The sequence below is a fragment of the Salmonella sp. NW38 genome, assembly GCF_051807745.1.
In the GTDB taxonomy this organism is placed as follows: Bacteria; Pseudomonadota; Gammaproteobacteria; order Enterobacterales; family Enterobacteriaceae; genus Salmonella; species Salmonella enterica.
In genome coordinates, this window is sequence record NZ_JAMMTO010000001.1 from 711092 (window position 1) to 737494 (window position 26403).

Annotated in this window: 20 protein-coding genes, 2 tRNA genes and 5 other RNA genes; 16 read left to right on the top strand and 11 right to left on the bottom strand. The window is 51.9% G+C overall.

Features of this window, described 5'->3' with window-relative positions; genetic code table 11:
* The first annotated feature begins 27 nt into the window (after positions 1 to 27).
* Positions 28 to 2706 carry a bifunctional acetaldehyde-CoA/alcohol dehydrogenase gene (gene adhE, locus NA624_RS03660; protein ID WP_000301678.1) on the top strand — a complete coding sequence of 893 codons (2679 nt, stop codon included), beginning with the start codon at positions 28 to 30 and terminating at the stop codon, positions 2704 to 2706.
* Between the two features lie 196 nt (positions 2707 to 2902).
* Here the strand turns inward: adhE and tdk are convergent, their stop codons facing one another.
* On the bottom strand, positions 2903 to 3520 hold the full coding sequence (tdk, locus tag NA624_RS03665) for a thymidine kinase (protein WP_000068097.1): 618 nt from the start codon (positions 3518 to 3520) through the stop codon (positions 2903 to 2905).
* A 662-nt stretch (positions 3521 to 4182) separates the two neighbouring features.
* Here tdk and hns point away from each other — a divergent pair.
* A complete protein-coding gene (hns, locus tag NA624_RS03670; RefSeq protein ID WP_001287383.1) occupies positions 4183 to 4596 on the top strand; it encodes a histone-like nucleoid-structuring protein H-NS in 414 nt (137 codons plus the stop codon).
* A 131-nt stretch (positions 4597 to 4727) separates the two neighbouring features.
* Here hns and galU read toward each other — a convergent pair whose 3' ends face one another.
* From galU to rssA, 3 genes are all read right to left on the bottom strand, one after another.
* Positions 4728 to 5636, bottom strand: a complete 909-nt coding sequence (gene galU / locus NA624_RS03675) for a UTP--glucose-1-phosphate uridylyltransferase GalU (RefSeq protein ID WP_000729450.1) — start codon at positions 5634 to 5636, stop codon at positions 4728 to 4730.
* A 202-nt stretch (positions 5637 to 5838) separates the two neighbouring features.
* Positions 5839 to 6852 carry a two-component system response regulator RssB gene (gene rssB, locus NA624_RS03680; RefSeq protein WP_000193432.1) on the bottom strand — a complete coding sequence of 338 codons (1014 nt, stop codon included), beginning with the start codon at positions 6850 to 6852 and terminating at the stop codon, positions 5839 to 5841.
* Between the two features lie 90 nt (positions 6853 to 6942).
* The gene (gene rssA / locus NA624_RS03685; protein ID WP_001230575.1) at positions 6943 to 7848 is read right to left on the bottom strand and encodes a patatin-like phospholipase RssA; all 906 of its coding nucleotides are present in this window, start codon (positions 7846 to 7848) and stop codon (positions 6943 to 6945) included.
* A 110-nt stretch (positions 7849 to 7958) separates the two neighbouring features.
* Between rssA and NA624_RS03690 the strand changes: the two genes are divergently transcribed.
* The 10 genes from NA624_RS03690 to NA624_RS03735 all read left to right on the top strand — a co-directional run bounded on the left by NA624_RS03690 (position 7959) and on the right by NA624_RS03735 (position 11224).
* Positions 7959 to 8417 carry a YchJ family protein gene (locus NA624_RS03690; protein ID WP_023257667.1) on the top strand — a complete coding sequence of 153 codons (459 nt, stop codon included), beginning with the start codon at positions 7959 to 7961 and terminating at the stop codon, positions 8415 to 8417.
* A 50-nt stretch (positions 8418 to 8467) separates the two neighbouring features.
* Positions 8468 to 9310 carry a formyltetrahydrofolate deformylase gene (purU, locus tag NA624_RS03695; RefSeq protein WP_001191157.1) on the top strand — a complete coding sequence of 281 codons (843 nt, stop codon included), beginning with the start codon at positions 8468 to 8470 and terminating at the stop codon, positions 9308 to 9310.
* Between the two features lie 170 nt (positions 9311 to 9480).
* Positions 9481 to 9622, top strand: a non-coding RNA gene (locus tag NA624_RS03700) — RtT sRNA.
* Positions 9623 to 9650: 28 nt separating this feature from the next.
* A tRNA-Tyr gene (locus tag NA624_RS03705) sits at positions 9651 to 9735 on the top strand.
* A 44-nt stretch (positions 9736 to 9779) separates the two neighbouring features.
* Positions 9780 to 9911: non-coding RNA, RtT sRNA (locus tag NA624_RS03710), on the top strand.
* A gap of 34 nt (positions 9912 to 9945) precedes the next feature.
* Positions 9946 to 10030 (top strand) — tRNA-Tyr (locus NA624_RS03715).
* 43 nt (positions 10031 to 10073) lie between these two features.
* A non-coding RNA gene (locus NA624_RS03720) (RtT sRNA) lies at positions 10074 to 10204 on the top strand.
* A 43-nt stretch (positions 10205 to 10247) separates the two neighbouring features.
* Positions 10248 to 10379, top strand: a non-coding RNA gene (locus NA624_RS03725) — RtT sRNA.
* Between the two features lie 43 nt (positions 10380 to 10422).
* Positions 10423 to 10553, top strand: a non-coding RNA gene (locus NA624_RS03730) — RtT sRNA.
* A 116-nt stretch (positions 10554 to 10669) separates the two neighbouring features.
* Positions 10670 to 11224 (top strand): AAA family ATPase, encoded by a 555-nt coding sequence (locus NA624_RS03735; protein ID WP_001088482.1) that lies wholly within the window; start codon positions 10670 to 10672, stop codon positions 11222 to 11224.
* Positions 11225 to 11391: 167 nt separating this feature from the next.
* Here NA624_RS03735 and narI read toward each other — a convergent pair whose 3' ends face one another.
* The 5 genes from narI to narK all read right to left on the bottom strand — a co-directional run bounded on the left by narI (position 11392) and on the right by narK (position 19839).
* Positions 11392 to 12069 carry a respiratory nitrate reductase subunit gamma gene (gene narI, locus NA624_RS03740; RefSeq protein ID WP_000545594.1) on the bottom strand — a complete coding sequence of 226 codons (678 nt, stop codon included), beginning with the start codon at positions 12067 to 12069 and terminating at the stop codon, positions 11392 to 11394.
* Positions 12069 to 12779: a nitrate reductase molybdenum cofactor assembly chaperone gene (narJ, locus tag NA624_RS03745; protein WP_000571666.1), complete on the bottom strand. Its 711-nt coding sequence runs from the start codon at positions 12777 to 12779 to the stop codon at positions 12069 to 12071. Before narJ ends, narI begins: the two co-directional genes overlap by 1 nt.
* The gene (gene narH, locus NA624_RS03750) at positions 12776 to 14314 is read right to left on the bottom strand and encodes a nitrate reductase subunit beta (protein ID WP_000702614.1); all 1539 of its coding nucleotides are present in this window, start codon (positions 14312 to 14314) and stop codon (positions 12776 to 12778) included. Before narH ends, narJ begins: the two co-directional genes overlap by 4 nt.
* Positions 14311 to 18054, bottom strand: coding sequence for a nitrate reductase subunit alpha (locus NA624_RS03755; RefSeq protein WP_000032874.1), 3744 nt, complete (start codon positions 18052 to 18054; stop codon positions 14311 to 14313). The genes narH and NA624_RS03755 overlap by 4 nt, the downstream gene beginning before the upstream one ends.
* Positions 18055 to 18441: 387 nt before the next feature.
* Positions 18442 to 19839, bottom strand: coding sequence for a nitrate transporter NarK (narK, locus tag NA624_RS03760; RefSeq protein WP_000019849.1), 1398 nt, complete (start codon positions 19837 to 19839; stop codon positions 18442 to 18444).
* 340 nt (positions 19840 to 20179) lie between these two features.
* Between narK and narX the strand changes: the two genes are divergently transcribed.
* On the top strand, positions 20180 to 21976 hold the full coding sequence (gene narX, locus NA624_RS03765) for a nitrate/nitrite two-component system sensor histidine kinase NarX (RefSeq protein ID WP_000476260.1): 1797 nt from the start codon (positions 20180 to 20182) through the stop codon (positions 21974 to 21976).
* The gene (gene narL / locus NA624_RS03770; RefSeq protein WP_001064598.1) at positions 21969 to 22619 is read left to right on the top strand and encodes a two-component system response regulator NarL; all 651 of its coding nucleotides are present in this window, start codon (positions 21969 to 21971) and stop codon (positions 22617 to 22619) included. Before narX ends, narL begins: the two co-directional genes overlap by 8 nt.
* Here the strand turns inward: narL and NA624_RS03775 are convergent, their stop codons facing one another.
* Positions 22620 to 24044, bottom strand: coding sequence for a YchO/YchP family invasin (locus tag NA624_RS03775; RefSeq protein ID WP_001116354.1), 1425 nt, complete (start codon positions 24042 to 24044; stop codon positions 22620 to 22622).
* A gap of 176 nt (positions 24045 to 24220) precedes the next feature.
* Here NA624_RS03775 and NA624_RS03780 point away from each other — a divergent pair, with 176 nt between their 5' ends.
* Positions 24221 to 24574 (top strand): DsrE/DsrF/TusD sulfur relay family protein, encoded by a 354-nt coding sequence (locus NA624_RS03780; RefSeq protein ID WP_001179794.1) that lies wholly within the window; start codon positions 24221 to 24223, stop codon positions 24572 to 24574.
* Positions 24575 to 24653: 79 nt separating this feature from the next.
* Here the strand turns inward: NA624_RS03780 and chaB are convergent, their stop codons facing one another.
* The gene (gene chaB, locus NA624_RS03785; protein ID WP_001146392.1) at positions 24654 to 24884 is read right to left on the bottom strand and encodes a putative cation transport regulator ChaB; all 231 of its coding nucleotides are present in this window, start codon (positions 24882 to 24884) and stop codon (positions 24654 to 24656) included.
* Between the two features lie 266 nt (positions 24885 to 25150).
* On the opposite strand from chaB, the gene chaA reads away from it, so the two are divergent.
* Entirely contained in the window at positions 25151 to 26251 is a 1101-nt protein-coding gene (chaA, locus tag NA624_RS03790) for a sodium-potassium/proton antiporter ChaA (protein WP_000148418.1), read from the top strand.
* Positions 26252 to 26403 lie beyond the last annotated feature (152 nt).

Genomic DNA, 26403 nt, shown 5'->3' on the forward strand with positions numbered 1-26403 from the left:
AAAGTTTAACATTATCAGGAGAGCATTATGGCTGTTACTAATGTCGCTGAACTTAACGCACTCGTAGAGCGTGTAAAAAAAGCCCAGCGTGAATATGCCAGTTTCACTCAAGAACAGGTCGACAAAATCTTCCGCGCCGCCGCTCTGGCAGCCGCTGATGCCCGCATTCCGCTGGCCAAAATGGCCGTCGCCGAATCCGGTATGGGTATCGTGGAAGACAAAGTGATTAAAAACCACTTCGCTTCTGAATATATTTACAATGCCTATAAAGATGAAAAAACCTGCGGCGTGCTGTCTGAAGACGACACCTTCGGTACTATCACTATTGCTGAACCAATTGGTATCATCTGCGGTATCGTCCCGACAACTAACCCAACTTCAACCGCTATCTTTAAGTCTCTGATTAGCCTGAAGACCCGTAACGCCATCATCTTTTCTCCGCATCCGCGCGCTAAAGAAGCAACCAACAAAGCGGCAGACATCGTTCTGCAAGCGGCTATCGCTGCCGGCGCGCCGAAAGATCTGATTGGCTGGATCGATCAACCTTCCGTAGAACTGTCTAATGCGCTGATGCACCACCCGGATATTAACCTGATCCTCGCCACTGGCGGTCCAGGCATGGTTAAAGCAGCATACAGCTCCGGTAAACCGGCAATCGGCGTAGGCGCAGGCAACACCCCGGTTGTCATTGATGAAACCGCTGATATCAAACGCGCTGTGGCGTCTGTTCTGATGTCTAAAACCTTCGATAACGGCGTAATCTGTGCTTCTGAACAGTCTGTTGTCGTTGTTGATTCCGTCTATGATGCCGTTCGCGAACGTTTCGCCAGCCACGGCGGCTACATGCTGCAGGGCCAGGAGCTGAAAGCGGTTCAAAACGTTATCCTGAAAAATGGCGCTCTGAACGCCGCTATCGTCGGTCAGCCAGCCTACAAAATTGCTGAACTGGCAGGCTTCTCCGTACCAGAAACTACCAAGATTCTGATCGGTGAAGTTACGGTCGTTGATGAAAGCGAACCGTTTGCACACGAAAAACTGTCTCCGACTCTGGCGATGTATCGTGCGAAAGATTTCGAAGAAGCGGTAGAAAAAGCAGAAAAACTGGTCGCTATGGGCGGTATCGGTCACACCTCCTGCCTGTACACTGACCAGGATAACCAGCCAGAACGCGTTGCTTACTTCGGTCAGATGATGAAAACCGCGCGTATCCTGATCAACACTCCGGCCTCTCAGGGTGGTATCGGTGATCTGTACAACTTCAAACTCGCACCTTCCCTGACGTTGGGTTGTGGTTCCTGGGGTGGTAACTCCATCTCTGAAAACGTTGGTCCGAAACACCTGATCAACAAGAAAACCGTTGCTAAGCGAGCTGAAAACATGTTGTGGCACAAACTTCCGAAATCTATCTACTTCCGCCGTGGCTCTCTGCCCATCGCGCTGGATGAAGTGATTACTGATGGCCACAAACGTGCGCTCATCGTGACTGACCGCTTCCTGTTCAACAACGGCTACGCAGACCAGATCACCTCTGTGCTGAAAGCGGCTGGCGTTGAAACCGAAGTCTTCTTCGAAGTTGAAGCCGACCCGACGCTTTCCGTTGTTCGCAAAGGCGCTGAGCTGGCTAACTCCTTCAAACCGGACGTGATCATCGCGCTGGGCGGTGGTTCCCCGATGGACGCGGCGAAAATCATGTGGGTCATGTACGAACATCCGGAAACTCACTTCGAAGAACTGGCGCTGCGCTTTATGGACATCCGTAAACGTATCTACAAGTTCCCGAAAATGGGCGTGAAAGCGAAAATGATCGCCGTCACCACCACTTCCGGTACCGGTTCTGAAGTCACACCGTTTGCGGTTGTGACCGACGATGCAACCGGTCAGAAATATCCGCTGGCTGACTACGCCCTGACCCCGGATATGGCGATTGTCGATGCCAACCTGGTGATGGATATGCCGAAGTCCCTGTGTGCGTTCGGTGGTCTGGATGCGGTAACTCACGCCCTGGAAGCTTACGTTTCCGTACTGGCTTCTGAGTTCTCTGACGGTCAGGCTCTGCAGGCTCTGAAACTGCTGAAAGAAAACCTGCCGGCGTCTTACCACGAAGGGTCTAAAAACCCGGTTGCGCGTGAACGTGTTCACAGTGCAGCGACTATCGCCGGTATCGCGTTTGCCAACGCCTTCCTCGGTGTATGTCACTCCATGGCGCACAAACTGGGCTCTCAGTTCCACATTCCGCACGGTCTGGCGAACGCCCTGCTGATTTGTAACGTTATCCGCTACAACGCGAATGACAACCCGACCAAGCAGACCGCTTTCAGCCAGTACGATCGTCCGCAGGCACGCCGTCGTTACGCTGAAATTGCTGACCACTTGGGCCTGAGCGCGCCGGGCGACCGTACCGCCGCTAAGATTGAAAAACTGCTGGCATGGCTGGAAAGCATTAAAGCTGAGCTGGGTATTCCTAAGTCTATCCGTGAAGCAGGCGTGCAGGAAGCTGACTTCCTGGCACACGTTGACAAACTGTCTGAAGATGCCTTCGATGACCAGTGCACCGGCGCTAACCCGCGTTATCCGCTGATCTCCGAACTGAAACAGATTCTGCTGGATACCTACTACGGTCGTGATTTCACCGAAGGTGAAGTTGCAGCGAAGAAAGACGTCGTTGCCGCACCGAAAGCAGAGAAAAAAGCGAAAAAATCCGCTTAATTCGTTATCTGCTTTAGCATGACAATAACGGCCTCAATTGAGGCCGTTTTTTTGTTTTACCTGTTTACCTGATGCCTGAAGGCGCTATGCTGATCATCTGGCCTACGTGCTCACGGCACGCCCTTCGTCTGGAGGCCTGAATAATGACCTCCAAAGCGCTACAGGGCGTTTTATAAGCCGATCTTTACCTCAGGTATCATATGTGCCGATGACGCTCCTGAATCGCCGTCAGTGAGCCCTCCTCCAGCGCGTCCTTATAATGCTTACGGCAAACTGAAACGTAGCGTTCATTCCCGCCAATAACCACCTGTTCGCCTTCGTTATAAGGCCTGCCGTCCTGATCAAGTCGCAGAACCATACTGGCTTTACGACCGCAGAAACAGATAGTTTTTAATTCCACCAGCTTATCTGACCATGCCAGCAAGTATTGGCTGCCGACAAAGAGCTCCCCACGAAAGTCTGTTCGTAGCCCATAGCAGAGTACTGGAATATCTAATTTGTCGACAACCTCGGATAATTGATAAACCTGCTGGCGAGTCAAAAACTGGCTTTCGTCGACTAACACGCAATGTATTGTCTGCCGCGCGCTCTCGGCACGAATCTCTTCAAACAAGGATGTATTTTGGTTAAACAATTTTGCCGGCGACGACAAACCGATACGAGAGCTGACTTTGCCTGCGCCGAAACGATCGTCGATTTCCGCCGTATATACGACGGTACGCATCCCGCGTTCCTGATAATTGTATGAAGATTGCAGCAGTGCAGTCGACTTACCCGCATTCATTGCCGAATAGTAGAAATATAGCTGTGCCATTGGTCGCAGGACCTCACCTGAGTGAAATAAAGATTGGCGGGATTGTACCATAATTTACCGACGCGACGGCGCGGCTCGCGCTCCGGTGAGTATTAAGAATTGTACAAACATCGCTCACTATACCCAAAATAATTCGAGTTGCTTAAAGGCGGCAAGGGAGTGAGTCCCCAGGAGCATAGATAACTATGTGACTGGGGTGAGCGAGCGTAGCCAACACATAAGCAACTTGAAGTATGAAGGGTATATACACATTCCTTCACAAATTATGCCGTTAAAATTCATCAACAATGCTTATCATCACCCGCCAATATGAAAACCTTGTACTTATTGTTACCGTTACTCATACCCGGTGCAAAGTAATAGGGTTTTCTTGTAAGGAAAGCTAATACAAGAGATTGATATCTCAGCAATGAGATCGTATTTCATCATGATAAAATGTGACCTGACTCCTAAATTTTTAGCGACAAACGGTGAGTATCCCCCCTGCCAATAAGCTCTTTTTTGTGCGGCGCCTCAAGGAAAATTTAAGTTGAGATAATTAAAACGTGTGCTTAATAAAGCGTAATTTTGAATTCCTTACATTCCTGGCTATTGCACAACTGAATTTATCGCTCTATTATTAGCTCAACAAACCACCCCAATATAAGTTTGAGATTACTACAATGAGCGAAGCACTTAAAATTCTGAACAACATCCGTACTCTTCGTGCGCAGGCAAGAGAATGTACTCTGGAAACGCTTGAAGAAATGCTGGAAAAATTAGAAGTTGTCGTTAATGAGCGTCGTGAAGAAGAAAGCGCTGCTGCTGCTGAAGTGGAAGAACGCACTCGTAAACTGCAACAGTATCGTGAAATGTTAATTGCCGACGGCATTGACCCGAATGAACTGCTGAATAGCATGGCTGCCGCTAAATCCGGCACCAAAGCTAAACGCGCAGCTCGTCCGGCTAAATATAGCTATGTTGACGAAAACGGTGAAACTAAAACCTGGACTGGCCAGGGTCGTACACCGGCTGTAATCAAAAAAGCAATGGAAGAACAAGGTAAGCAACTGGAAGATTTCCTGATCAAGGAATAATTTACTTCCTGGATGCTTAAAATCCCGCCGCTGGCGGGATTTTTTTTGCCTGAGTTCTCCGCTGACAACCCCAGGCATAAAAAAAGCGCCGGATTTACCAGCGCTTCTGTTAAAAAATTTATAACGTATCGTTACTTCTTAATACCCATTTCTTCTTCAAGCCAGGCTTTAAATTCAGCACCCAGCGAATTATGACGGATGCCATATTCAACGAATGCCTGCATATATCCTAACTTATTACCACAGTCATGGCTTTTACCCTTCATGTGGTAGGCTTCAACCGTTTCTTTTTCGATCAGCATATCGATAGCATCGGTCAACTGAATTTCATCCCCGGCGCCCGGAGGGGTTTTCGCCAGCAACGCCCAGATATCCGCGCTCAACACATAACGCCCGACAATCGCAAGGTTAGACGGCGCGACATCCGCTTTTGGTTTTTCAACCACGCCAACCATCGGCACACTTTCGCCCGGTGCCAGCTCAACGCCTTTACAATCGACCACGCCGTATGCAGTCACATCTTCTACTGGCTCAACCATAATCTGGCTATTGCCGGTTTCGTCGAAACGGCGGATCATTTCAGCCAGGTTATCCTGAGACAGGTCGGACTCATATTCGTCAAGAATAACGTCTGGCAGAATAACAGCGACAGGTTCGTTTCCGACAACGGGATGCGCGCACAATACGGCATGGCCTAGGCCTTTTGCCAGCCCTTGACGTACCTGCATAATAGTGACATGCGGAGGGCAAATAGACTGGACCTCTTCCAGAAGCTGACGCTTAACGCGTTTTTCCAGCATCGCTTCCAGCTCAAAACTGGTATCAAAGTGGTTTTCAATAGAGTTTTTAGACGAGTGCGTCACAAGCACGATTTCAGTAATGCCAGCAGCGATACATTCGTTCACGACGTACTGAATTAATGGCTTATCAACCAGCGGCAGCATCTCTTTCGGGATAGCTTTGGTCGCTGGCAGCATCCTGGTTCCCAATCCCGCGACCGGGATAACGGCTTTTTTGACTTTCGAATTAAGGGCAGCCATTTAAAATTCTCCTGGACTGTTCATGTATTGAACGTGTTCATTAATCTGTATCGTGTTCCAGTATATCAGTACCAGAACAAGCCTCAGGTCCAAAAAGGACTTATATTGGTATAATTAAGACAAATACTTATAAATCTGCCGCAGATAGTAACACTCGTCGGGAAAGGCCGGTAAAGCAATTTCCGCTCACTCTTCCGTTTGGTCATTCCGCAGACAACATCAATCGCAGACGCCCTCCTGCGCCCCATATTTGACACTGCCATGAGTCGCAACGCTGGCTTAATTGGTTAAGGTAGGCGTTACCCAATGTTCCTAGCGGCACGCCGCTGCTAATTTGAACCTGATGAGCGCCCGTATTTAAGGTGGCGTTCAATCCGGCGGAGACGAGAATCAAATTTTTGAGCTCACTGTGATAGTAGCCGACAAATAGCGGGAATTGCCCAGGTAAATTGGCTTGTCTGAGCAGATGATTTACCTGTTTTAATAGCGCGCCTAACTCCGGTAAACGGTGCTTTTGTTGGCCGAGCTGATCCTGCAATAAGCCGTTAAATAGCGCCCGCAGCAACAATGCGGCTAACACGCCGTTATCGCCCGCCCGGGTGACATCCAGGCAATAAAATGCCAGTTCGTTATCAGATAGCGGCGCAATATCCAGCACCAGTCCAGGCTGATCGGCGGAGACGAGCTGCCGGTAATTAATGCGGCAATGAGAAATCACCTGCTGTACCGGGGGCTGCAATTCCTGCAACAATTGCGCTGCGGCGGTCGGATTACTCACCATTGCATCCCAGTCACGAAACAGGCGTTCTTCTTCTTCAACCCGCGAGTTAAACATATTAGGGTATAAGCAAGCGAATACGGTTTCCCGCAAGCGGTTGAGATCTTTTACCGGCTTCAGCAAGACATCTTCAACCCCAAGGCGTAACGCTTTGGCGATATCCGCCATATTTTCTGTTGCGGAAATAACCAGAATAGGCGTCTGGTCTCCGCGATTACGTAAGTTTTCTACCAGTTTGAGACCGTTCATTCTCGGCATAGCGATATCACATATCATGAGATCAGGGGTAAAACGCCCCATCAACTCCAGGGCATCCACCCCGTCGCCTGCCAATGCCGTTGTCGCTCCCAAAGAGGAAAACCACGAATCCAGAAGCGAGCGAAATACAGGCTCGTCTTCAACAATAAGAATCTGTTTTCCGACCAATGGCTGCGTCATGTTCTCTCCCCTGACTGGCTTTAATCAATAGTGGCATGGTATTGCCGCTTGCGCCTGTCAGAATTTGCTTAAGTGATCGTAAAAGGTACATTAAACGTCGGTACGCACCAAGGGTATAAGTTCGTCCATCTTTTTCTCTACGGCTAACTGACCCGCCGCAATAGCGGCATGGGCGCGATGAAAATCCAGCGTAGAGATTTGCGGACAGAATGGTTGAATGAGAATATCAGGCGGATCGCCAGCCATACGGTTACGTTTAAGACGATTTTCCAACACCTGAATGGAGGTTGTCATGATTTCCATTGCCCCAGGCGAACTCACGCCACGGCGTGAAGTCAGGCTACTGAAACGTTCTTTTAAACGCTTATGCCAGGGCAGCGCATCATCGCTCTCTTCATTGATATTCCCGACATTTACAGAGAGCAAATCTTGCTGCATGAGGTGGGCATCATGTTGCAGATCTACCGCAATAACGATATCAGCCCCCAGCGCCCTGGTTAACGAAACAGGTACCGGATTAACGACTGCGCCATCTACCAGCCAGTAACCGTTATGTTCAACCGGAGACATCAGCCCTGGCATACTGCACGACGCGCGTACGGCAAGGTGTAGATCGCCTTCAGTAAACCATAGCTCTCGTCCCGTGCTAAGATTCGTCGCGACCGCGCCAAAACGTCTTGAACAGTGGTCAAAATCCGTGACGGGCATAATATCCCGATAGTGATTAAATACGCGTTCGCCGCGAAGCAACCCTCCTCTGCCCCAGGATACATCCATCAGGCGTAAAACATCCCAGTAGCGGAATGAACATACCCACTGTTCAAGCGCCGATAATTTATTACAGGCATACGCGGCGCCGACCAGTGAACCTATTGAGCATCCCGCAACGATATCAATATCAATGCCTGTTTGCTTGAGGGCTTTGATGACCCCAATATGAGACCATCCTCTCGCTGCGCCAGATCCCAGCGCCAGCCCTATTTTCATTTTTCTCATCGTACTTAACGACTTCCCCTGGCTTCAAGACGTAGCAACATCGCCACTGCTCAGTTAACATAATGCCACCCTGGCGTTCAACGCCGTTTTTTATATTCAGGGAGATTATTGTGTCTCAGCCTTGTCCCTGTGGTAGCGCTGACGAGTATAGCCTATGTTGTGGTCGTATTGTGTCCGGAGAACGAGTAGCACCCGATCCGTCACATCTCATGCGCTCTCGTTACTGCGCTTTTGTGATGAAAGACGCAGATTACTTAATTAAGAGCTGGCATCCAACCTGCAATGCGGCCGCGTTTCGCGATGATATCATCGCCGGATTTGCCAATACCAGGTGGCTCGGCCTGACTATTTTTGAACATACCTGGTCAGACGCAGAAAATACAGGGTATGTTAGTTTTATCGCGCGCTTTTCCGAACAAGGGAAAACCGGGGCGATTATCGAACGCTCTCGTTTTATCAAAGAAAACGGTCAGTGGTATTATATTGACGGTACCCGCCCGCAGTTGGGTCGAAATGATCCCTGCCCGTGCGGTTCAGGCAAAAAATTTAAAAAGTGCTGCGGCCAGTGATGCCTGACAGTATCGATACAACAAACACTCTCAACAGGATTTTTCCGGCAATGCAATCACTACAACGTAAAGTTCTGCGTACTATTTGTCCCGATCAAAAAGGCCTTATCGCGCGGATTACCAACATTTGCTATAAGCACGAGCTTAATATTGTGCAAAACAATGAATTTGTGGACCATCGCACCGGACGCTTTTTTATGCGGACCGAGCTGGAAGGCATCTTCAATGATTCCACTCTTCTGGCCGATCTGGACAGCGCCTTACCGGAAGGCTCTGTTCGTGAACTCAATCCCGCCGGACGCCGTCGGGTAGTGATTCTGGTTACTAAAGAGGCGCATTGTCTGGGCGACTTGCTGATGAAAGCCAACTATGGCGGGCTGGATGTTGAAATCGCCGCGGTCATTGGCAACCATGAAACGTTACGCTCGCTGGTTGAACGTTTTGAGATCCCTTTCGAACTGGTCAGCCATGAGGGATTAACGCGTGAAGAGCATGACACGAAGATGGCGGACGCCATTGATGCCCATCAACCGGACTATGTGGTGCTGGCCAAGTATATGCGTGTTTTGACGCCAGGTTTTGTGGCGCGCTTTCCGAACAAAATTATCAATATCCACCACTCATTCCTGCCTGCTTTTATTGGCGCACGTCCTTATCATCAGGCCTATGAGCGCGGCGTGAAAATCATCGGCGCTACCGCGCACTATGTGAATGATAATCTGGATGAAGGTCCGATCATTATGCAAGATGTGATTCACGTCGATCACACCTACACATCAGAAGATATGATGCGTGCCGGGCGCGACGTTGAGAAAAACGTATTAAGCCGCGCGCTGTATCAGGTTCTGGCGCAGCGGGTCTTTGTTTACGGCAATCGGACGATTATTCTTTAATCGTCAGTAATATGAATTGATTAGCTTTAATCCGTTACGGATGAAAAGTACGCAAACAGTTCATTTCAGGCAAAGGAATGCTTTACAGCGGCGTGTCATTTGATATGATGCGCCCCGCTTCCCGAAAGGAAGCAGGCCAGTATTAAGCATTACCCCGTGGTGGGGTTCCCGAGAGATCATAAGGGAGCTGACTGCAAATCTGCCGTCATCGACTTCAAGGTTCGACTCGAGCAATAGTGAGAGAACGTTGCCGCAGGCAACGGCCCGAAGGGTGAGGAGCTTTAGCTCCGAATAATCCTTCCCGCTATAGAATGCAAGCAGCATAATGAATTTACCCCATGGTGGGGTTCCCGAGCGGCCAAAGGGAGCAGACTGTAAATCTGCCGTCATCGACTTCGAAGGTTCGAATCCTTCCCCCACCACCATTATTCACTACAGCGATGTAGTTAACTCGATGAGCAATGCAGAAGTTTGCACTTGTCGGGGAAGGGTGAGAACCTTCGATTAAGGTTCGACTCGAGCGAAAGCGAGAGAACGTTGCCAACGGCAACGGCCCGTAGGTTGAGGAGCGAAGCGACGAATAATCCTTCCCCCACCACCATCTTCAAGCTTTACCTACAATTTGAATTACCCCTGGTGGGGTTCCCGAGCGGCCAAAGGGAGCAGACTGTAAATCTGCCGTCATCGACTTCGAAGGTTCGAATCCTTCCCCCACCACCATCACTTCCGTCGCGTATCTTATCCCCGTTAAGCACAGTGCTCATATCTCTCCGTACGGGGAAGGATGAGAAGCTTCGACTAAGGTTCGATTCGAGCGCAGCGAGAAAGCGTTGCCGTAGGCAACGACCCGAAGGGCGAAGCGCGCAGCGCTGAGTCATCCTTCCCCCACCACCATCACTCCCGTCGCGTATCTTATCCCCGCTAAGCACAGTGCCTTATATCTCTCTGTACGGGAAGGATGAGAAGCTTCGACTAAGGTTCGATTCGAGCGAAAGCGAGAAAGCGTTGCCGCAGGCAACGACCCGAAGGGCGAAGCGCGCAGCGCTGAGTAATCCTTCCCCCACCACCATCACTCTCGTCGCGTATCTTATCCCCGTTAAGCACAGTGCCTTATATCTCTCTGTACGGGAAGGATGAGAAGCTTCGACTAAGGTTCGATTCGAGCGCAGCGAGAAAGCGTTGCCGTAGGCAACGACCCGAAGGGCGAAGCGCGCAGCGCTGAGTAATCCTTCCCCCGTCATCCGCTGCTGAACACATCTATTCCAAATCACGTCATTCACATCCGAAAACCGCTGCCTTCAGATCTTTTTCAACACCTACCCCCAATTTCCTCACTACAAATGTATAAAGACTATTGCTATGAATTCACGCATTATCATTACTGGCGGGCCCAGCGCGGGTAAAACTACGCTGATTACGGCTCTGGAAAAAAGTGGTTTCCACTGTCAGCCCGAATCCGGGCGTGCTGTTATCAAACAACAAATGGACATAAACGGCGATGCGCTGCCGTGGCGTTCTCCGGCGCGATTTGCAGAAGCCATGCAGGCAATGGATATTAATGCCTGGTATCAGGCCGAACAGTCCGATCGTCCCCTCTTCTACGACCGTGCGCTGCCGGATATTGCAGGCTATCTCACGCTGGTGGGCGAACCAATACCCAACCGGTTACATCGTGCTATTAACCAATTTCGCTATGCCACTGACGTTATTATTCTCCCGCCATGGAAAGCGATATATAAGCAGGATAACGAACGAACACAATCGTGGGAGGAAGCGGTACGGACATATGAGGCAATGAGAGAAATATATCCACGTTATGGTTATCGGCTCCACTTGTTGATGCCTGCATCAATTCAGGAGCGCGTAAATCGGCTTCTGGGGCTTATTAACGTCATATTACCCAGCCGAAAATAAGGCACCGAGCGGTTCAACGTGTGCTTATCCCCGCTCACGCAGGGAAAAATGGGCAAGAAGTGCGAAAAAACGGGCAGGAAGTCAGCCTCCATGCCCGTGCTATTTTTTTCTGCTATATTGCTGAATACATCTCAGTATTACAGTGACTTAAGCTTGTCAATGCACAATCAGTGACGTGCACGTACAATCTGGTATTTGCGGGTCAGATACTCGACCGGCACGCTCCAGATATGCACCAGGCGCGAGAATGGGAACAACAGGAACAGCGTCATCCCCAGTACCAGGTGCATACGGAAGATAAAGGCTACACCGTCCAGATGTGCGGATGCGCCACCGTGGAAGGTCACAACTGACTGCGCCCACCCGACCAGCTTCATCATTTCACTCCCGTCCATATGCTGGGCGGAGAACGGAATGGTCAACAGGCCCAGCGCGCACTGAATCACCAGCAGCGAGAGAATCAAAATATCTGCTCCGGTAGTGGTGGCGCGGACACGTGGGCTGAACAGACGACGCTTGAGCAGTAAAATACCGCCAACCAGAGTCAGCACGCCGCAGGCGCCGCCGGCAATCATCGCCATCTTCTGTTTCACGTCGACCGGCAGAAAAGCTTCATACATCCAGTGCGGCGTTAACATGCCCAGGAAGTGACCGGCGAAAATACCCAAAATCCCAATGTGGAACAGGTTTGACGCCAGGTTCATTCCTTTGCGATCCAGCATCTGGCTGGAGGCCGCCCGCCAGGTGTACTGGCCGTAGTCGTAACGTAACCAGCTACCGATCAGAAATACCGATCCGGCAATGTACGGGTAGATATCAAAGAAGAACATATTCAGGAAGTGCATTAGTGCTGTCCTCCGGTGGTGATATTCAGATATTGCGGCGCCACGGCACCGGCAAAACGACGCTGGTGAGCGGAGATCTCCGACTCGCCACACCCCTGATCGGCGAAGAATTTCACCTGCTCTTCTTCCCAGACCGCATCCAGAGCCTGTGGGGTATCATCACGTGCTTCATTCGCAATTTTTTCAGCCACTTTATCGCTGTCGATAACGGTATTCGCCAGTTTTAACAGCAGATCGAACAGCACCGCATAACGGCTGTCACGCTGTTGCAAACGTGCGCTTAGCAGCGCCAGAATCGGCGCGATATCCTGTAAACCCCCTAACGCTTCGCTTTTCGGCAACTGCGCAAGGTATTCCAGATACAGCGGAAGATGATCGGGAAGTTCGCGGCTGTCGAGCTGCAAACCGTGCTGCTCATACTGTGCCATCAGGTCAACCATCGCCTGACCGCGATCGCGGGATTCCCCGTGTACATGTTCAAACAGCAGCAGCGATGTGGCACGGCCACGGTCAAACAGTTCGCTATAAGCGGCCTGTACATCCAGCATGTCCTGCGCGGTTAAATCGCGCAGGAAAATGCCCAGAGTCTGGGCATCCTCTTTATCCAGGTTCTCAGATGACGCGAGCGCATCGAACAACTCCTGCTGATGCTGCCACAGGGCAGCATCCGGGTACTCGAGCAGACGCGAAACAATGACGAGTTCAATCATGCGTGCGGCTCCGTTTTGCTGGTCACATCAACAGCGTCGATGCGGCGGCTGTTGAACAGATTGAATTTGGTATCAGACCCGTGGCAACCATCGCCGAAGGTAAAGCCACAACCGCTTTTCTCCGGGAATGCGTCACGCGCCAGTTCACGATGGCTGCTCGGCACCACAAAGCGATCTTCATAATTAGCAATTGCCAGGTAACGATACATTTCCTGCGCCTGGGCTTCGCTTAAACCCACCTCTTCCAGCGCGCGGGTATCCACTTTACCGTCTACGGTTTCCGCACGTTTGTAGTGACGCATCGCCAGCATGCGTTTCAGCGCCAACAGTACCGGCTGAGTGTCGCCAGCGGTCAACAGGTTCGCCAGGTACTGCACCGGGATACGCAAACTGTCTACATCCGGCAGAATACCGTTGCTGCCCAGTTCACCCGCGTCGGCGGCAGACTGAATCGGCGACAGCGGCGGCACGTACCAGACCATCGGCAGCGTGCGGTATTCCGGATGCAGCGGCAGCGCCAGCTTCCAGTCCATCGCCATTTTGTACACTGGCGATTGCTGCGCCGCATCGATCACGCTCTGCGGCACGCCGTCCTTCAGCGCCTGTTCAATGACAGCCGGATCGTTCGGATCGAGGAACACGTCCAGTTGACGCTGGTACAGATCTTTTTCGTTTTCCGTACTGGCGGCGCTTTCAATGGCATCTGCGTCATACAACAGTACGCCAAGATAACGGATACGGCCCACGCAGGTTTCGGAGCAAACGGTCGGCTGGCCAGCTTCGATACGCGGGTAGCAGAAGATGCACTTCTCGGACTTGCCGCTCTTCCAGTTGAAATAAATCTTCTTGTACGGGCAACCGGTGATGCACATCCGCCAGCCGCGGCACTTGTCCTGGTCGATCAGCACGATGCCATCTTCTTCACGCTTGTAGATAGCACCGCTCGGGCAGGTCGCCACGCACGCCGGATTGAGGCAGTGCTCGCACAGGCGCGGCAGGTACATCATGAAGGTGTTTTCGAACTGGCCGTACATCGCCTTCTGCATGTTTTCGAAATTCTGATCTTTGGCGCGTTTTTCGAACTCGCCGCCCAGAATCTCTTCCCAGTTTGGCCCGCTGGTAATTTTGTCCATCCGCTGGCCGGTAATCAGCGAGCGCGGACGGGCAATCGGCTGCGCTTTGCTGCCTTCCGGCGCGGTGTGCAGATTCTGATAGTCGAAATCAAATGGCTCGTAGTAGTCGTCGATGCCTGGCAGATGCGGGTTAGCGAAGATTTTACCCAGCAGCAGCGCCCGGTTGCCCATGCGCGGCTGTAGTTTGCCGTTGATTTTGCGGATCCAGCCGCCTTTCCATTTTTCCTGATTTTCCCAGTCATTCGGAAAACCAACGCCAGGCTTACTTTCTACGTTGTTGAACCACGCGTATTCCATACCTTCGCGACTGGTCCAGACGTTTTTACAGGTGACTGAACAGGTATGACAGCCGATGCACTTATCGAGATTCAGCACCATGCCGACTTGTGAACGAATTTTCATTTTACGCTCTCCTGTACCTGGTCATTGCCTTCGCCATCCAACCAGTTAATGTTCTTCATCTTACGTACCACCACAAACTCATCGCGGTTGGAGCCGACGGTACCGTAGTAGTTAAAGCCGTAGGCTAACTGCGCATAGCCGCCGATCATATGGGTCGGTTTCGGCGTAATGCGCGTCACCGAGTTATGAATACCGCCGCGCTGCTGGGTAATTTCCGACCCCGGCAGGTTTACGATACGTTCCTGCGCGTGGTACATCATGGTCATGCCCGCCGGTACACGCTGGCTGACCACTGCGCGTGCGGTCAATGCGCCGTTGCTGTTGAAGACTTCGATCCAGTCGTTATCTTCAATGCCCAGATCTTTGGCGTCGGTTTCGCTCATCCACACAATCGGGCCGCCACGCGACAAGGTCAGCATCAACAGGTTATCGCTGTAGGTCGAGTGGATACCCCATTTCTGGTGCGGCGTCAGGAAGTTGAGCGCCTTCTCCGGATTACCGTTGGATTTACGCCCCATCACCGCTTTCACCGAGCGGGTGTCGATCGGTGGACGATACACCAGCAAACTTTCGCCGAAGTCGCGCATCCACTGGTGATCCTGATACAACTGTTGGCGGCCAGACAGCGTACGCCATGGAATCAACTCGTGAACGTTGGTATAACCGGCGTTATAAGAAACGTGCTCATCTTCCAGACCAGACCAGGTCGGGCTGGAGATAATTTTGCGCGGCTGGGCCTGAATATCGCGGAAGCGGATTTTCTCTTCTTCTTTATTGGTTGCCAGATGCGTATGGTCGCGACCGGTAAACTCGCTCAGCGCCGCCCAGGCTTTCACCGCCACCTGACCGTTGGTTTCCGGCGCTAACGTCAGGATCATCTCTGCCGCGTCAATCGCCGTGTTGAGCATCGGCTGGCCTTTCGCCGGACCGTCCGCTTTGGTGTAATTGAGCTTACGCAGCAAGTCCATTTCGCTCTGCGTGTTCCAGGCAATCCCTTTCCCGCCGTTGCCGATTTTCTCCATCAGCGGGCCGATAGAGGTAAATCGCTCATAGGTGGCCGGATAATCACGCTCAACGGTCATGATGTGCGGCGCGGTTTTCCCTGGAATCAGGTCGCATTCGCCTTTTTTCCAGTCTTTCACGTCCAGCGGCTGCGCCAGTTCAGCGGCAGAATCGTGCTGGATCGGCAGAGTCACGACGTCAGTCTCTTTACCCAGGTGGCCTACACAGACTTCGGAGAATTTCTTCGCAATGCCTTTGTAGATTTCCCAGTCGCTTTTCGATTCCCAGGCCGGATCTACGGCGGCAGACAGCGGATGAATAAACGGATGCATATCCGAGGTATTCATATCGTCTTTTTCATACCAGGTGGCGGTCGGCAGTACGATATCGGAGTACAGGCAGGTGCTCGACAGGCGGAAGTCCAGCGTCACCACCAGATCCAGTTTGCCGTCCAGGCCATTGTCGCGCCACTCCACTTCTTCCGGCTTCACACCGCCCTGTTTACCCAGATCCAGCCCCTGAATACCATGCTCAGTACCCAGCAGATACTTCAGCATGTACTCATGGCCTTTACCGGAAGACCCAAGCAGGTTAGAACGCCAGATGAACAGGTTACGCGGGTGGTTTTTACCGTTTTCCGGCTGCTCGGCGGCAAAGCGAATCGAACCCTCTTTCAGGGATTTGACGGTATAATCTACCGGCGTCATACCGGATTTTTCCGCTTCACGCGCAATATACAGCGGGTTGGTGCCTAACTGCGGTGCCGACGGCAACCAGCCCATACGCTCGGCGCGCACATTGAAGTCAATCAGATGACCGCTATAGCGGGATTTGTCCGCCATCGGCGACAGTAACTCCTCGGCGGTCACCGTCTCGTAGCGCCACTGGCTGGAGTGGTTATAGAAGTAAGAGGTGCTGTTCATGTGACGCGCCGGACGCTGCCAGTCAAGGGCAAACGCCAGCGGCTGCCAGCCGGTCTGCGGACGCAGTTTTTCCTGGCCGACGTAGTGCGCCCAGCCGCCACCACTCTGACCAACGCAACCACAGAACACCAACATATTGATCAGCCCGCGATAGTTCATATCGAGGTGATACCAGTGGTTCAGACCGGCGCCAACGATAATCATTGAACGCCCGTGCGTTTTGTCCGCGTTATCGGCGAACTCCCGTGCGATACGGATGATCTGCGCCCGCGGCACGCCAGTGATCTGCTCGGCCCATGCTGGCGTATACGCTTTGGTATCGTCATAACTGGCGGCACAGTTTTCATCGTTCAGGCCGCGTTCCAGACCATAGTTCGCCATGGTCAGGTCATATACGGTAGTAACTAACGCGGTAGAACCATCGGCCAGTTGCAGACGTTTAACCGGCAGTTTATGCAGCAGGACGTTATCCAGCGCCACATGATTAAAGTACTCTGAACCTTCGCCGCCGAAATACGGGAAGCCCACGTCAGCAATCTCATCCTGGCTGCCCAGCAAGCTGAGCTGCAATTCAGTTTCTGCACCGGTAGTCCCGTCGCGCTGTTCGAGGTTCCATTTGCCTTTTTCACCCCAGCGGAAACCAATTGAACCGTTTGGCGCCACCATTTCACCGTTGCTGTTGATAGCGACGGTTTTCCATTCCGGGTTATTTTCCTGCCCCAGCGAATCAAAGAGATCGGCAGCGCGCAGCATACGACCTGCGGCATAATAACCATCACGTTCTTCAAGCATCACCAGCATTGGCATGTCGGTATAGCGACGGACATAATCGGTGAAGTACTGGCGCGGGTTGTCGAGGTGGAACTCGCGCAGCATGACGTGGCCCATCGCCAGCGCCATCGCCGCATCGGTCCCCTGCTTCGGCGCCAGCCACAGATCGCACAGTTTGGCGATTTCAGCATAGTCCGGCGTCACCGCGACGGTTTTAGTGCCTTTGTAACGTACTTCGGTAAAGAAGTGGGCATCCGGCGTACGGGTTTGCGGCACGTTAGAGCCCCAGGCGATAATATAGCTGGAGTTGTACCAGTCAGCGGATTCCGGCACGTCGGTCTGCTCGCCCCAGGTCTGCGGGGAGGCTGGCGGCAGGTCGCAGTACCAGTCGTAAAAGCTCAGGCAGGTACCGCCAATCAGCGAAAGATAACGTGCGCCGGAAGCGTAGGAAACCATCGACATCGCCGGAATGGGTGAGAAGCCCGCGACGCGGTCAGGGCCATAGGTTTTCACGGTGTACACGTTGGAGGCGGCGATCAGCTCGTTCACTTCCTGCCATGAGGAGCGAACAAAGCCGCCACGACCACGCGCCTGTTTGAAGCTTTTGGCTTTATCGGCATCTTCAATGATGGAGGCCCATGCCTCTACCGGATCGCGATGCAGTTTTTTCGCCTCGCGCCACATCTTCATCAGACGTTTGCGCATTAGCGGATATTTCAGTCGGTTAGCGCTGTAGAGATACCAGGAGTAACTTGCCCCGCGCGGGCAGCCGCGAGGTTCATGGTTTGGCATATCAGGACGGGTGCGCGGGTAATCGGTTTGCTGTGTTTCCCAGGTCACCAGACCATTTTTGACATAAATTTTCCAGCTACAAGAACCGGTGCAGTTCACCCCATGGGTTGAGCGCACAATTTTGTCATGCTGCCAACGTTGGCGGTATCCGTCCTCCCAGTCCCGGTTTGTTTCGAGAAGCTGGCCGTGCCCATCGGCAAAGGTTTCGCCCTTCTGTTTGAAGTAGCGAAACCGGTCCAGGAATTTACTCATCGGGTTTCTCCTGTGTGGAACCTTACGGCTCTCTGATAAATCGACATTGCTTAACTAAGGGCGAAGGTAACGCGCTGAATGGGCGTGAGAATTGATAACGATCAAGGCGGACAGGGATGCAAATGGCGCGCAAACCTCCTGTATACTCCTTTTGGAGGAGGAGTTTTATTTATATATGTTACTGATTTAATTACATAAAATTAAATTTACGCACGACATGAATGTTAAATTTTCAACAAGTGGGTATTAAGGGGTATCCCCCTGGATGACCGATAAAGATGAGCGTGGTCAGCCCTGTCGCGCCTCTCTTTTTGACTATAAGTATGTTGTAACTAAATGCGGGTAAAAAAAAGCGCGGTCTAACGCCGCGCAAAGGATAATCAAAAGTTACTTTTTATTTTTAGAATGACGTCCATATACCGCCCAGGTAATAACGACGCAGGCGATATAGAAAATAAGAAAGACCTTCATCGCGCCGACTGGCGAACCGGTTAATGCTAAAGATGAACCAAATGCTTTCGGAATAAAAAAGCCGCCAATCGCGCCAATCGCGGAAATAAAGCCCAGCGCCGCCGCCGTATCGGTCGCCGCTTCACGCATGGCTTTTTCTTCCGACCCGCCTTCCGCTTTTACCCGGTCCATCGTCAGTTTACGGAAGATAACGGAGATCATCTGGAAGGTAGAACCACTCCCCAGCCCAGCCGTCAGGAACAGCGCCAGAAATACCCCGTAGAATGCGATAAAGCTACCGCCAACGCCGCCAGTAGGTAATGTCAGGAACAGCAGACCGCTGAAAATCGCCATCAGGACAAAGTTGATAAGCGTGACGCGAGTCCCCCCCAGACGGTCAGAAATTGCGCCGCCTGCCGAACGCGCCAGCGCGCCGATAAACGGACCGAAAAACGCATAATGCAGGATCTGCACATCCGGGAATTGCGTTTTAGACAGCATAGCGAACCCCGCGGAGAAACCGATAAACGATCCGAAGGTCGCCAGATACAGCAGACTCATGATCCACAGATGACCACGTTTGAGCACCGGCAGTTGCTCTTTTAGCGAGGCCTTAGACGTCGCCAGTTCGTTCATGCCGAACCACGCCGCCAGCGTAAAAATGGCCAGGAAAGGCACCCAAATCCAGGCCGCGTTCGCCAGATAGAGCTGAGAACCGTCCGGCTGCTCTACACCGTGGCTGCCAAAGGCGGCAAAGATAGAGAGCGAAACCACCAGCGGCGCAACCAGCTGCATCACGCTCACGCCCATATTGCCCAGACCGCCGTTCAGACCCAGCGCGCCGCCCTGCTTTTGTTTAGGAAAGAAAAAGCTGATGTTCGCCATACTGGAGGCAAAGTTCGCGCCGGCAAAACCACACAGCAAGGAAATAATAATGAAAGTGCTAAAGGGCGTACTGGTATCCTGAACGGCAAAGCCTAACCATACGCAAGGCACGATGAGGATACCGGTACTGAACGCTGTCCAGCGACGTCCGCCAAATAGCGGCACCATAAAGGAGTAAGGCACCCGTAGCAGCGCGCCGGAAACAGATGGCAGCGCAGTCAACATAAAGAGCTGATCGGTCGTAAAATTAAATCCCACTTTCGGCAGGTTCACCGCCACTGCGCTGAATAGCATCCAGACGCAAAACGCCAGCAGTAAACACGGGACAGAAATCCACAGATTACGGCTGGCGACACGATGGCCGCGCTGCTGCCAGAATGCCGGATCTTCCGGACGCCATTCCGTGATAACAGCGCCAGTTGCCCTTTCCGGGGCGGATGAGTGACTCATAGACACCTCTGATTCTTGATTTGATGTCTGCCACATTAGGGTTTACTGCCGAAGGTAAGTTGATATAAATCAAAGGAAAAGTCGTCATCACCGGCGACTAAAAAGCGTTATTACCCTTAATGAGTAGGCTATTTTGGTAAAAAAGCTGTGGTTTTTCACCATGCTGTGTCTGTCTACTCCTTCCCGTCGCAGATACCTCTCTACGGCGGCAATTAAGGAGTAACTCGTTATAGGTATGGGTATACTCCGCTGTATCGTTGAGAATAGCGGCACAGCCGATTGACGCCCCTCTTTTTTGCTACGCTTTTTCGGCGACATTACCCCGAAGAAAGAAGGTAACATGTTTAAACGGTGTTTCTCTCCTCTTACGCTGGTTAACCAACTGGCGCTGATTGTCATGCTCTCTACCGCTATCGGCGTGGCGGGGATGGCGGTTTCCGGCTGGCTGGTTCAGGGCGTACAGGGTAGCGCTCATGCGATTAATAAAGCGGGCTCATTGCGTATGCAAAGCTATCGACTACTGGCCGCTGTCCCGCTGGATACTAAAGATCAAAAGCTGCTGGATGAGATGGAGCAAACGGCATTCAGCCCGGAACTGACCCGCGCCGCTGAGCGAGACGGGCAGCAGAAGCAGCTTAAAGCGTTGCAGGATTACTGGCATAACGAACTCTCGCCAGGGCTACAGCACGCGCAAAACGCGCACGCGGTCGCAGAAGATGTCACGCGCTTTGTAGCGGGCCTGGATCGCCTGGTGACGTCGTTCGACCATACTACTGAATTGCGTATCGAACGCGTGGTATTAGTTCACCGGGTAATGGCGATCTTTATGGCGCTATTGCTGGTATTTACGATTATCTGGCTACGTGTTCGCCTTTTGCAGCCCTGGAAACAGTTGTTATCAATGGCGCGCGCCGTCAGTCAGCGCGACTTTACCCAACGTGCCAATATCAGTGGACGCAATGAGATGGCCGCGTTGGGTTCTGCGCTCAATAATATGTCTGAAGAACTGGCCGAAAGTTATGCGGTACTGGAACAGCGCGTACAGGAAAAAACAGCCGGTCTGGAACATAAAAATCAGATTCTCTCGTTTTTGTGGCAAGCCAACCGCCGGCTGCATTCACCGGCTCCGCTATGTGAGCGTCTTTCACCGGTACTGAATGGCCTGCAAAATTTAACCCAGTTGCATGATATTGAGCTGCGAGTCTATGACCTGGAAGATGAAGATAATCACCAGGAATTTACCTGTCAGTCGGACATCAGTTGCGATGATAAAGGCTGCCACCTTTGCCCACGTAGCGCCCTGCCGATGATTAACGGCGGCACCACCTTAAAATGGCGGCTCACCGATTCTCACACCCAATACGGTATTTTGCTGGCAACGCTGCCCTATGGACGCCATCTCAGCCACGATCAGCAACAGTTGGTGGACACGCTGGTTGAACAGCTGACCGCGACTCTGGCGCTCGACAGGCATCAGGAGCGCCAGCAGCAGTTGATTGTCATGGAAGAGCGTGCCACCATTGCCCGCGAACTGCATGATTCTATTGCCCAGTCGCTCTCTTGTATGAAGATGCAGGTGAGCTGCCTGCAAATGCAGGGCGACGTGTTACCGGAAAGCAGCCGTGAGTTACTCAGCCAAATTCGCAATGAGCTGAACTGCTCCTGGGCGCAACTGCGCGAACTGTTAACCACTTTCCGGTTACAGTTGACGGAACCCGGGCTACGTCCGGCGCTGGAGGCAAGCTGCCAGGAGTTCAGCGCCCGGTTTGGCTTTACGGTAAAACTGGATTATCAGCTTCCCCCCCGCCTGGTGCCTTCACACCAGGCGATACACCTGTTGCAAATTGCCAGGGAAGCCCTCAGCAACGCCCTTAAACACTCTCATGCCGACGATGTGGTGGTGACAGTGACGCAATGTGGCAAACAGGTCAAACTAAAAGTGCAGGATAATGGCTGCGGCGTCCCGGAAAACGCCGAACGCAGTAATCACTACGGCATGATTATCATGCGCGATCGGGCGCAAAGTTTGCGCGGCGATTGCCAGGTACGCCGACGCGAGACTGGCGGAACAGAGGTCACTGTTACTTTTATTCCAGAAACAAACTTCACAGAAACCCAGGGAGATACCCATGAATAATCAGGAACCGGCAACCATCCTGTTAATTGACGACCATCCGATGCTACGCACGGGTGTAAAGCAGCTTGTGAGTATGGCGCCCGATATCAGCGTGGTCGGAGAAGCCAGCAACGGTGAGCAGGGTATTGACCTGGCGGAATCGCTCGATCCCGATCTGATCCTCCTTGATTTGAATATGCCGGGAATGAATGGTCTCGAAACGCTGGATAAATTACGCGAAAAAGCGCTGTCAGGACGTATTGTCGTTTTCAGCGTATCCAACCATGAAGAAGATGTCGTCACGGCGCTAAAGCGCGGCGCGGACGGTTATCTGTTGAAAGACATGGAGCCGGAGGACTTGCTCAAAGCGTTACAACAGGCCGCCGCCGGCGAAATGGTATTAAGTGAAGCGTTAACGCCGGTACTGGCGGCCAGCCTGCGGGCCAACCGCGCCACCACCGATCGCGATGTAACGCAACTCACCCCGCGTGAGCGCGATATTCTGAAGCTCATCGCGCAGGGGTTACCGAATAAGATGATTGCCCGGCGTCTGGATATCACCGAAAGTACGGTCAAAGTGCACGTGAAACATATGCTCAAGAAAATGAAGCTGAAATCGCGCGTGGAGGCCGCCGTCTGGGTACATCAGGAACGCATCTTTTAATTATTGCTCCTGGAACGGTTGCCAATGCGGATTATCGTCCGGCATCGTGATAAACGGTTCAGTCAGCGCGAGCGTGATCTCATTGGAAGAGACACGCTGACCTTTTTCATCTTCAATCACCACTGATAAACGCCAGCGATTTGCCGCGCCTTCGCGGTGATCCCAGGCCGGCATAATGATTGTCCAGCCCTCGGTACTGCGGGTGTCCGTTCCTGCCGTCAAACTTAATGCCTGTGTATCGCCCTGCCAGCTCAAATGACGAATACCGTGCACGCTGCGCACCTGCAATTTTAACGCAACCGTCTCACCAGGCGTAAGATCCCAGGGTGGCGTCGCCAGAAAAACCGTTAACGTTTTACGCTGCCGATACTCCATTGTCGGCAGCGAGTTACGTTGCGGCGTATCATAGCGGCTACCGCGTAATGACTGGCTTTGCGCCACTTCACTGGCAGCAAGCTGCTTTTTGAGCGGCACGCCGAAGCGGTAGTTAAGCGTCAGCCCCAGGTTATTTTGACTGACCCCGCTCTCGCCCTGTTTGTGCTGGGCGGTCATGGTAAGCAAAGGTACTGGCGTATAGTTGAGACCCAGTTTTAACGCGACAGGATTGTGATACCCCGTTCCGGAGTCAAACAGATCCACGCTATCGCCAAAGTACTGCTCCAGACTAACGCTGGTATTGATATGCTGGTAAAACGGCAGCCGCATTTGCGCGTTGATATCATACCCGCGCGCCATTCGCTGTTCTAAGGTCGCCGTATGCGTCTGCCAGTCGGCAAAAGGCTGATAATAGTTGGCGGATAAACGTAAATATTCTCCCCACGCCTCCGCGCCAAAGCCGGCGCGCTGCAGATTTTCATCCAGCAGATTATCGTAAAAGGTATTATAGCCAAGAAGCCAGCCATCCTGCGCCCAGCGCTGTCCTACGCCAACGTTGCTTACCAGTCCGTCAGTCTGTTGCGTAAGGCCAAGCTGGCTCCAGGTCAGATAGCGCTGTTTATCCTGTAAAGGGATAAACCAGCTTCCGCGACTGCCGTTAAAATGACCTTCGTTATCGACGTTAATATCAACGCTGGCGCTGCCCCAGGCTGATAGCCAGCTTTCAAGCTGCTGGTTAACCTGCTCGCTGACCACATCGCGTACCTGTCCGAAAGCGAATTGCCGCGCCTGTTCACCAGTATCCAGATCGTTATTTTTCATGCTGGCTTCGCCAAACGCTTTGGCCATCTCGGCAAAATGCTTTTCCCCTTCGTGGGATTCCGGCATCATGCCTAAATCCGGCAGACGGTTTTGATCGAAAGGATCTTGCGCCTGCGCACAGATCGTACCACTGGCAGTCAGCAAGAGAAGCGAGAGTGAGAATGAACGAAAAACAATACGGCTCAACGTGTCGGCAACTTCTACAACAAAAGATAAGAGGAATGGCATCAGAGTAAACCATAACGTGTCCGGACAGGTTTTGCAGCCTTTTCTCGTGCTTCCAGGAATATCCTTATTTTTTCCGCAGAGCGTCCCGGGATTTTATCCACGCATTTGGCGGCACCCGGTTCCCGAGGTAACATAACGCCATTGCCGACAAAATTTCTCAAGGAGAAGGGTTATCCATGCAAAATATCGTCATTATCGCTAACGGCGCCGCCTACGGCAGCGAATCATTATTTAATAGCCTGCGTCTGGCCATTGCGCTGCGCGAGCAGGAAAGCCATCTCGATTTACGCCTGTTTTTGATGTCAGATGCCGTAACCGCAGGGTTACGCGGTCAAAAACCAGCCGAAGGCTACAATATTCAGCAAATGCTGGAAATTCTGACCGCGCAAAACGTACCGGTAAAATTATGCAAAACCTGTGCGGACGGACGTGGTATCACTCCCCTGCCGCTGATTGACGGTGTGGAAATCGGAACGCTGGTCGAGCTGGCGCAATGGACGCTGGCGGCGGACAAAGTGCTGACATTTTGAATCTGTACGCGGGAAAAGCTCCCGCGTCAGGATAGACTTCCGGCAAGAAAATCAGGCTAACGCGTGAGTAATACCGCGTTTATTTTTTCTTATGCCATTTATCATCCTCGCCTTTTTCATAATCGTTTTTAACCGCCGCCCAGGCGACTTTGTGTGCGGTTTCCTCGCGACTGGCGTCATCACGACGATCGGCTTTATCTTTATATTGCTCCCAGGCGCTATTAAACGCTTCTTTGTAAATGTCCTGGGCATGGGCTGGAAGAACATTCCGTACATTATCGGGTAAATCACTTTTGGCTTTATACGGCATCAGCGCCTCCGTCTTCAGGGAAAACATTAAGTGTGGTAAACAATGCGTTATTACGCCAGTCGAGGAGGATTTTTGCTTTTTACGGAAATTAACTTTTTGTTATTTAAACAGTGTTAAAACAAGATGGTTGTTTTACTGACCTTGAAAGAAAAAAATCGTCCACGCCGTAAAACTACGTAAAAAACCGCTAAAAAAATACAAATTTCTGCTATTTTTACCTTCTTTACTCTTTCCAAAATATTAACACCTGCACAAGGGAGACCCTCATGACACATGCCTGTGAGGCGGTGAAAACCCGCCATAAGGAGACTTCGCTTATTTTCCCGGTTCTTGCGCTGGTAGTGCTGTTCCTTTGGGGAAGCAGCCAGTCACTACCAGTGGTTATTGGCATCAATATCCTTGCACTTATTGGTATTTTAAGCAGCGCATTTAGCGTGGTCCGTCATGCCGATGTATTAGCGCACCGACTCGGCGAACCCTACGGATCGCTTATTTTAAGCCTGTCCGTCGTTATTCTTGAAGTGAGTTTAATTTCAGCGCTGATGGCCACCGGCGATGCTGCGCCAACGCTTATGCGTGATACGCTCTACTCTATTATTATGATTGTCACCGGGGGACTGGTCGGTTTCTCGTTGTTGTTGGGCGGGCGTAAATTCGCAACGCAATATATGAATTTATTCGGGATTAAGCAGTATCTTATCGCGCTGTTTCCGCTGGCGATTATTGTGCTGGTTTTTCCCATGGCATTGCCGCAAGCCAATTTCTCTACCGGTCAGGCATTATTGGTCGCGTTAATTTCCGCCGCGATGTACGGCGTATTTTTGTTGATTCAAACCAAAACGCACCAGAGCTTATTTATCTATGAACATGAAGATGAAGGCGATGATGACAATCCACACCACGGTAAACCCTCCGCGCACAGTAGCGGCTGGCATACGGTCTGGTTACTCATTCATTTAATTGCGGTCATTGCCGTTACCAAAATGAATGCCAGCCCGCTGGAGGCGTTGTTGACCAGCATGAACGCCCCGGTCGCCTTTACCGGTTTCCTGGTCGCGCTGTTAATTCTCTCGCCGGAAGGACTGGGCGCGCTGAAGGCGGTACTGAATAATCAGGTTCAGCGGGCAATGAATCTGTTCTTCGGATCGGTGTTGGCGACGATTTCATTAACCGTGCCGGTCGTCACGCTCATCGCCTGGGCGACAGGTAATGATCTGGTGTTTGGTTTAGGCGCGCCGGAAATGGTAGTGATGGTAGCCTCGTTAGTGCTGTGCCATATTTCGTTCTCTACCGGACGCACCAACGTGCTAAACGGCGCGGCGCATCTGGCTTTATTTGCCGCCTATCTGATGACGATTTTTGCCTGATATAATAAATATCCTCCGGCATAGCCGGAGGTTTTTCAGATGCGCCTGTAAGGCTCTCTTACCAGCCGCGCCCTAACAGGCGCATACGATCTGACATTTGCATCAAACTTCGTTACTTACGGCCCGTAAACGGGCTGCCCGGATAAGGGATC

What these genes read in the sequence shown, in the direction of transcription:
- narL (WP_001064598.1), top strand. Translation starts at nt 21,969, where the DNA reads ATGAATAATCAGGAACCGGCAACCATCCTGTTAATTGACGACCATCCG.
- adhE (WP_000301678.1), top strand. Translation starts at nt 28, where the DNA reads ATGGCTGTTACTAATGTCGCTGAACTTAACGCACTCGTAGAGCGTGTA.
- NA624_RS03735 (WP_001088482.1), top strand. Translation starts at nt 10,670, where the DNA reads ATGAATTCACGCATTATCATTACTGGCGGGCCCAGCGCGGGTAAAACT.
- rssA (WP_001230575.1), bottom strand. Translation starts at nt 7,848, where the DNA reads ATGAGAAAAATGAAAATAGGGCTGGCGCTGGGATCTGGCGCAGCGAGA.
- narI (WP_000545594.1), bottom strand. Translation starts at nt 12,069, where the DNA reads ATGCACTTCCTGAATATGTTCTTCTTTGATATCTACCCGTACATTGCC.
- tdk (WP_000068097.1), bottom strand. Translation starts at nt 3,520, where the DNA reads ATGGCACAGCTATATTTCTACTATTCGGCAATGAATGCGGGTAAGTCG.
- narH (WP_000702614.1), bottom strand. Translation starts at nt 14,314, where the DNA reads ATGAAAATTCGTTCACAAGTCGGCATGGTGCTGAATCTCGATAAGTGC.
- galU (WP_000729450.1), bottom strand. Translation starts at nt 5,636, where the DNA reads ATGGCTGCCCTTAATTCGAAAGTCAAAAAAGCCGTTATCCCGGTCGCG.
- rssB (WP_000193432.1), bottom strand. Translation starts at nt 6,852, where the DNA reads ATGACGCAGCCATTGGTCGGAAAACAGATTCTTATTGTTGAAGACGAG.
- NA624_RS03775 (WP_001116354.1), bottom strand. Translation starts at nt 24,044, where the DNA reads ATGCCATTCCTCTTATCTTTTGTTGTAGAAGTTGCCGACACGTTGAGC.
- purU (WP_001191157.1), top strand. Translation starts at nt 8,468, where the DNA reads ATGCAATCACTACAACGTAAAGTTCTGCGTACTATTTGTCCCGATCAA.
- narJ (WP_000571666.1), bottom strand. Translation starts at nt 12,779, where the DNA reads ATGATTGAACTCGTCATTGTTTCGCGTCTGCTCGAGTACCCGGATGCT.
- NA624_RS03780 (WP_001179794.1), top strand. Translation starts at nt 24,221, where the DNA reads ATGCAAAATATCGTCATTATCGCTAACGGCGCCGCCTACGGCAGCGAA.
- chaA (WP_000148418.1), top strand. Translation starts at nt 25,151, where the DNA reads ATGACACATGCCTGTGAGGCGGTGAAAACCCGCCATAAGGAGACTTCG.
- narX (WP_000476260.1), top strand. Translation starts at nt 20,180, where the DNA reads ATGTTTAAACGGTGTTTCTCTCCTCTTACGCTGGTTAACCAACTGGCG.
- NA624_RS03755 (WP_000032874.1), bottom strand. Translation starts at nt 18,054, where the DNA reads ATGAGTAAATTCCTGGACCGGTTTCGCTACTTCAAACAGAAGGGCGAA.
- chaB (WP_001146392.1), bottom strand. Translation starts at nt 24,884, where the DNA reads ATGCCGTATAAAGCCAAAAGTGATTTACCCGATAATGTACGGAATGTT.
- narK (WP_000019849.1), bottom strand. Translation starts at nt 19,839, where the DNA reads ATGAGTCACTCATCCGCCCCGGAAAGGGCAACTGGCGCTGTTATCACG.
- hns (WP_001287383.1), top strand. Translation starts at nt 4,183, where the DNA reads ATGAGCGAAGCACTTAAAATTCTGAACAACATCCGTACTCTTCGTGCG.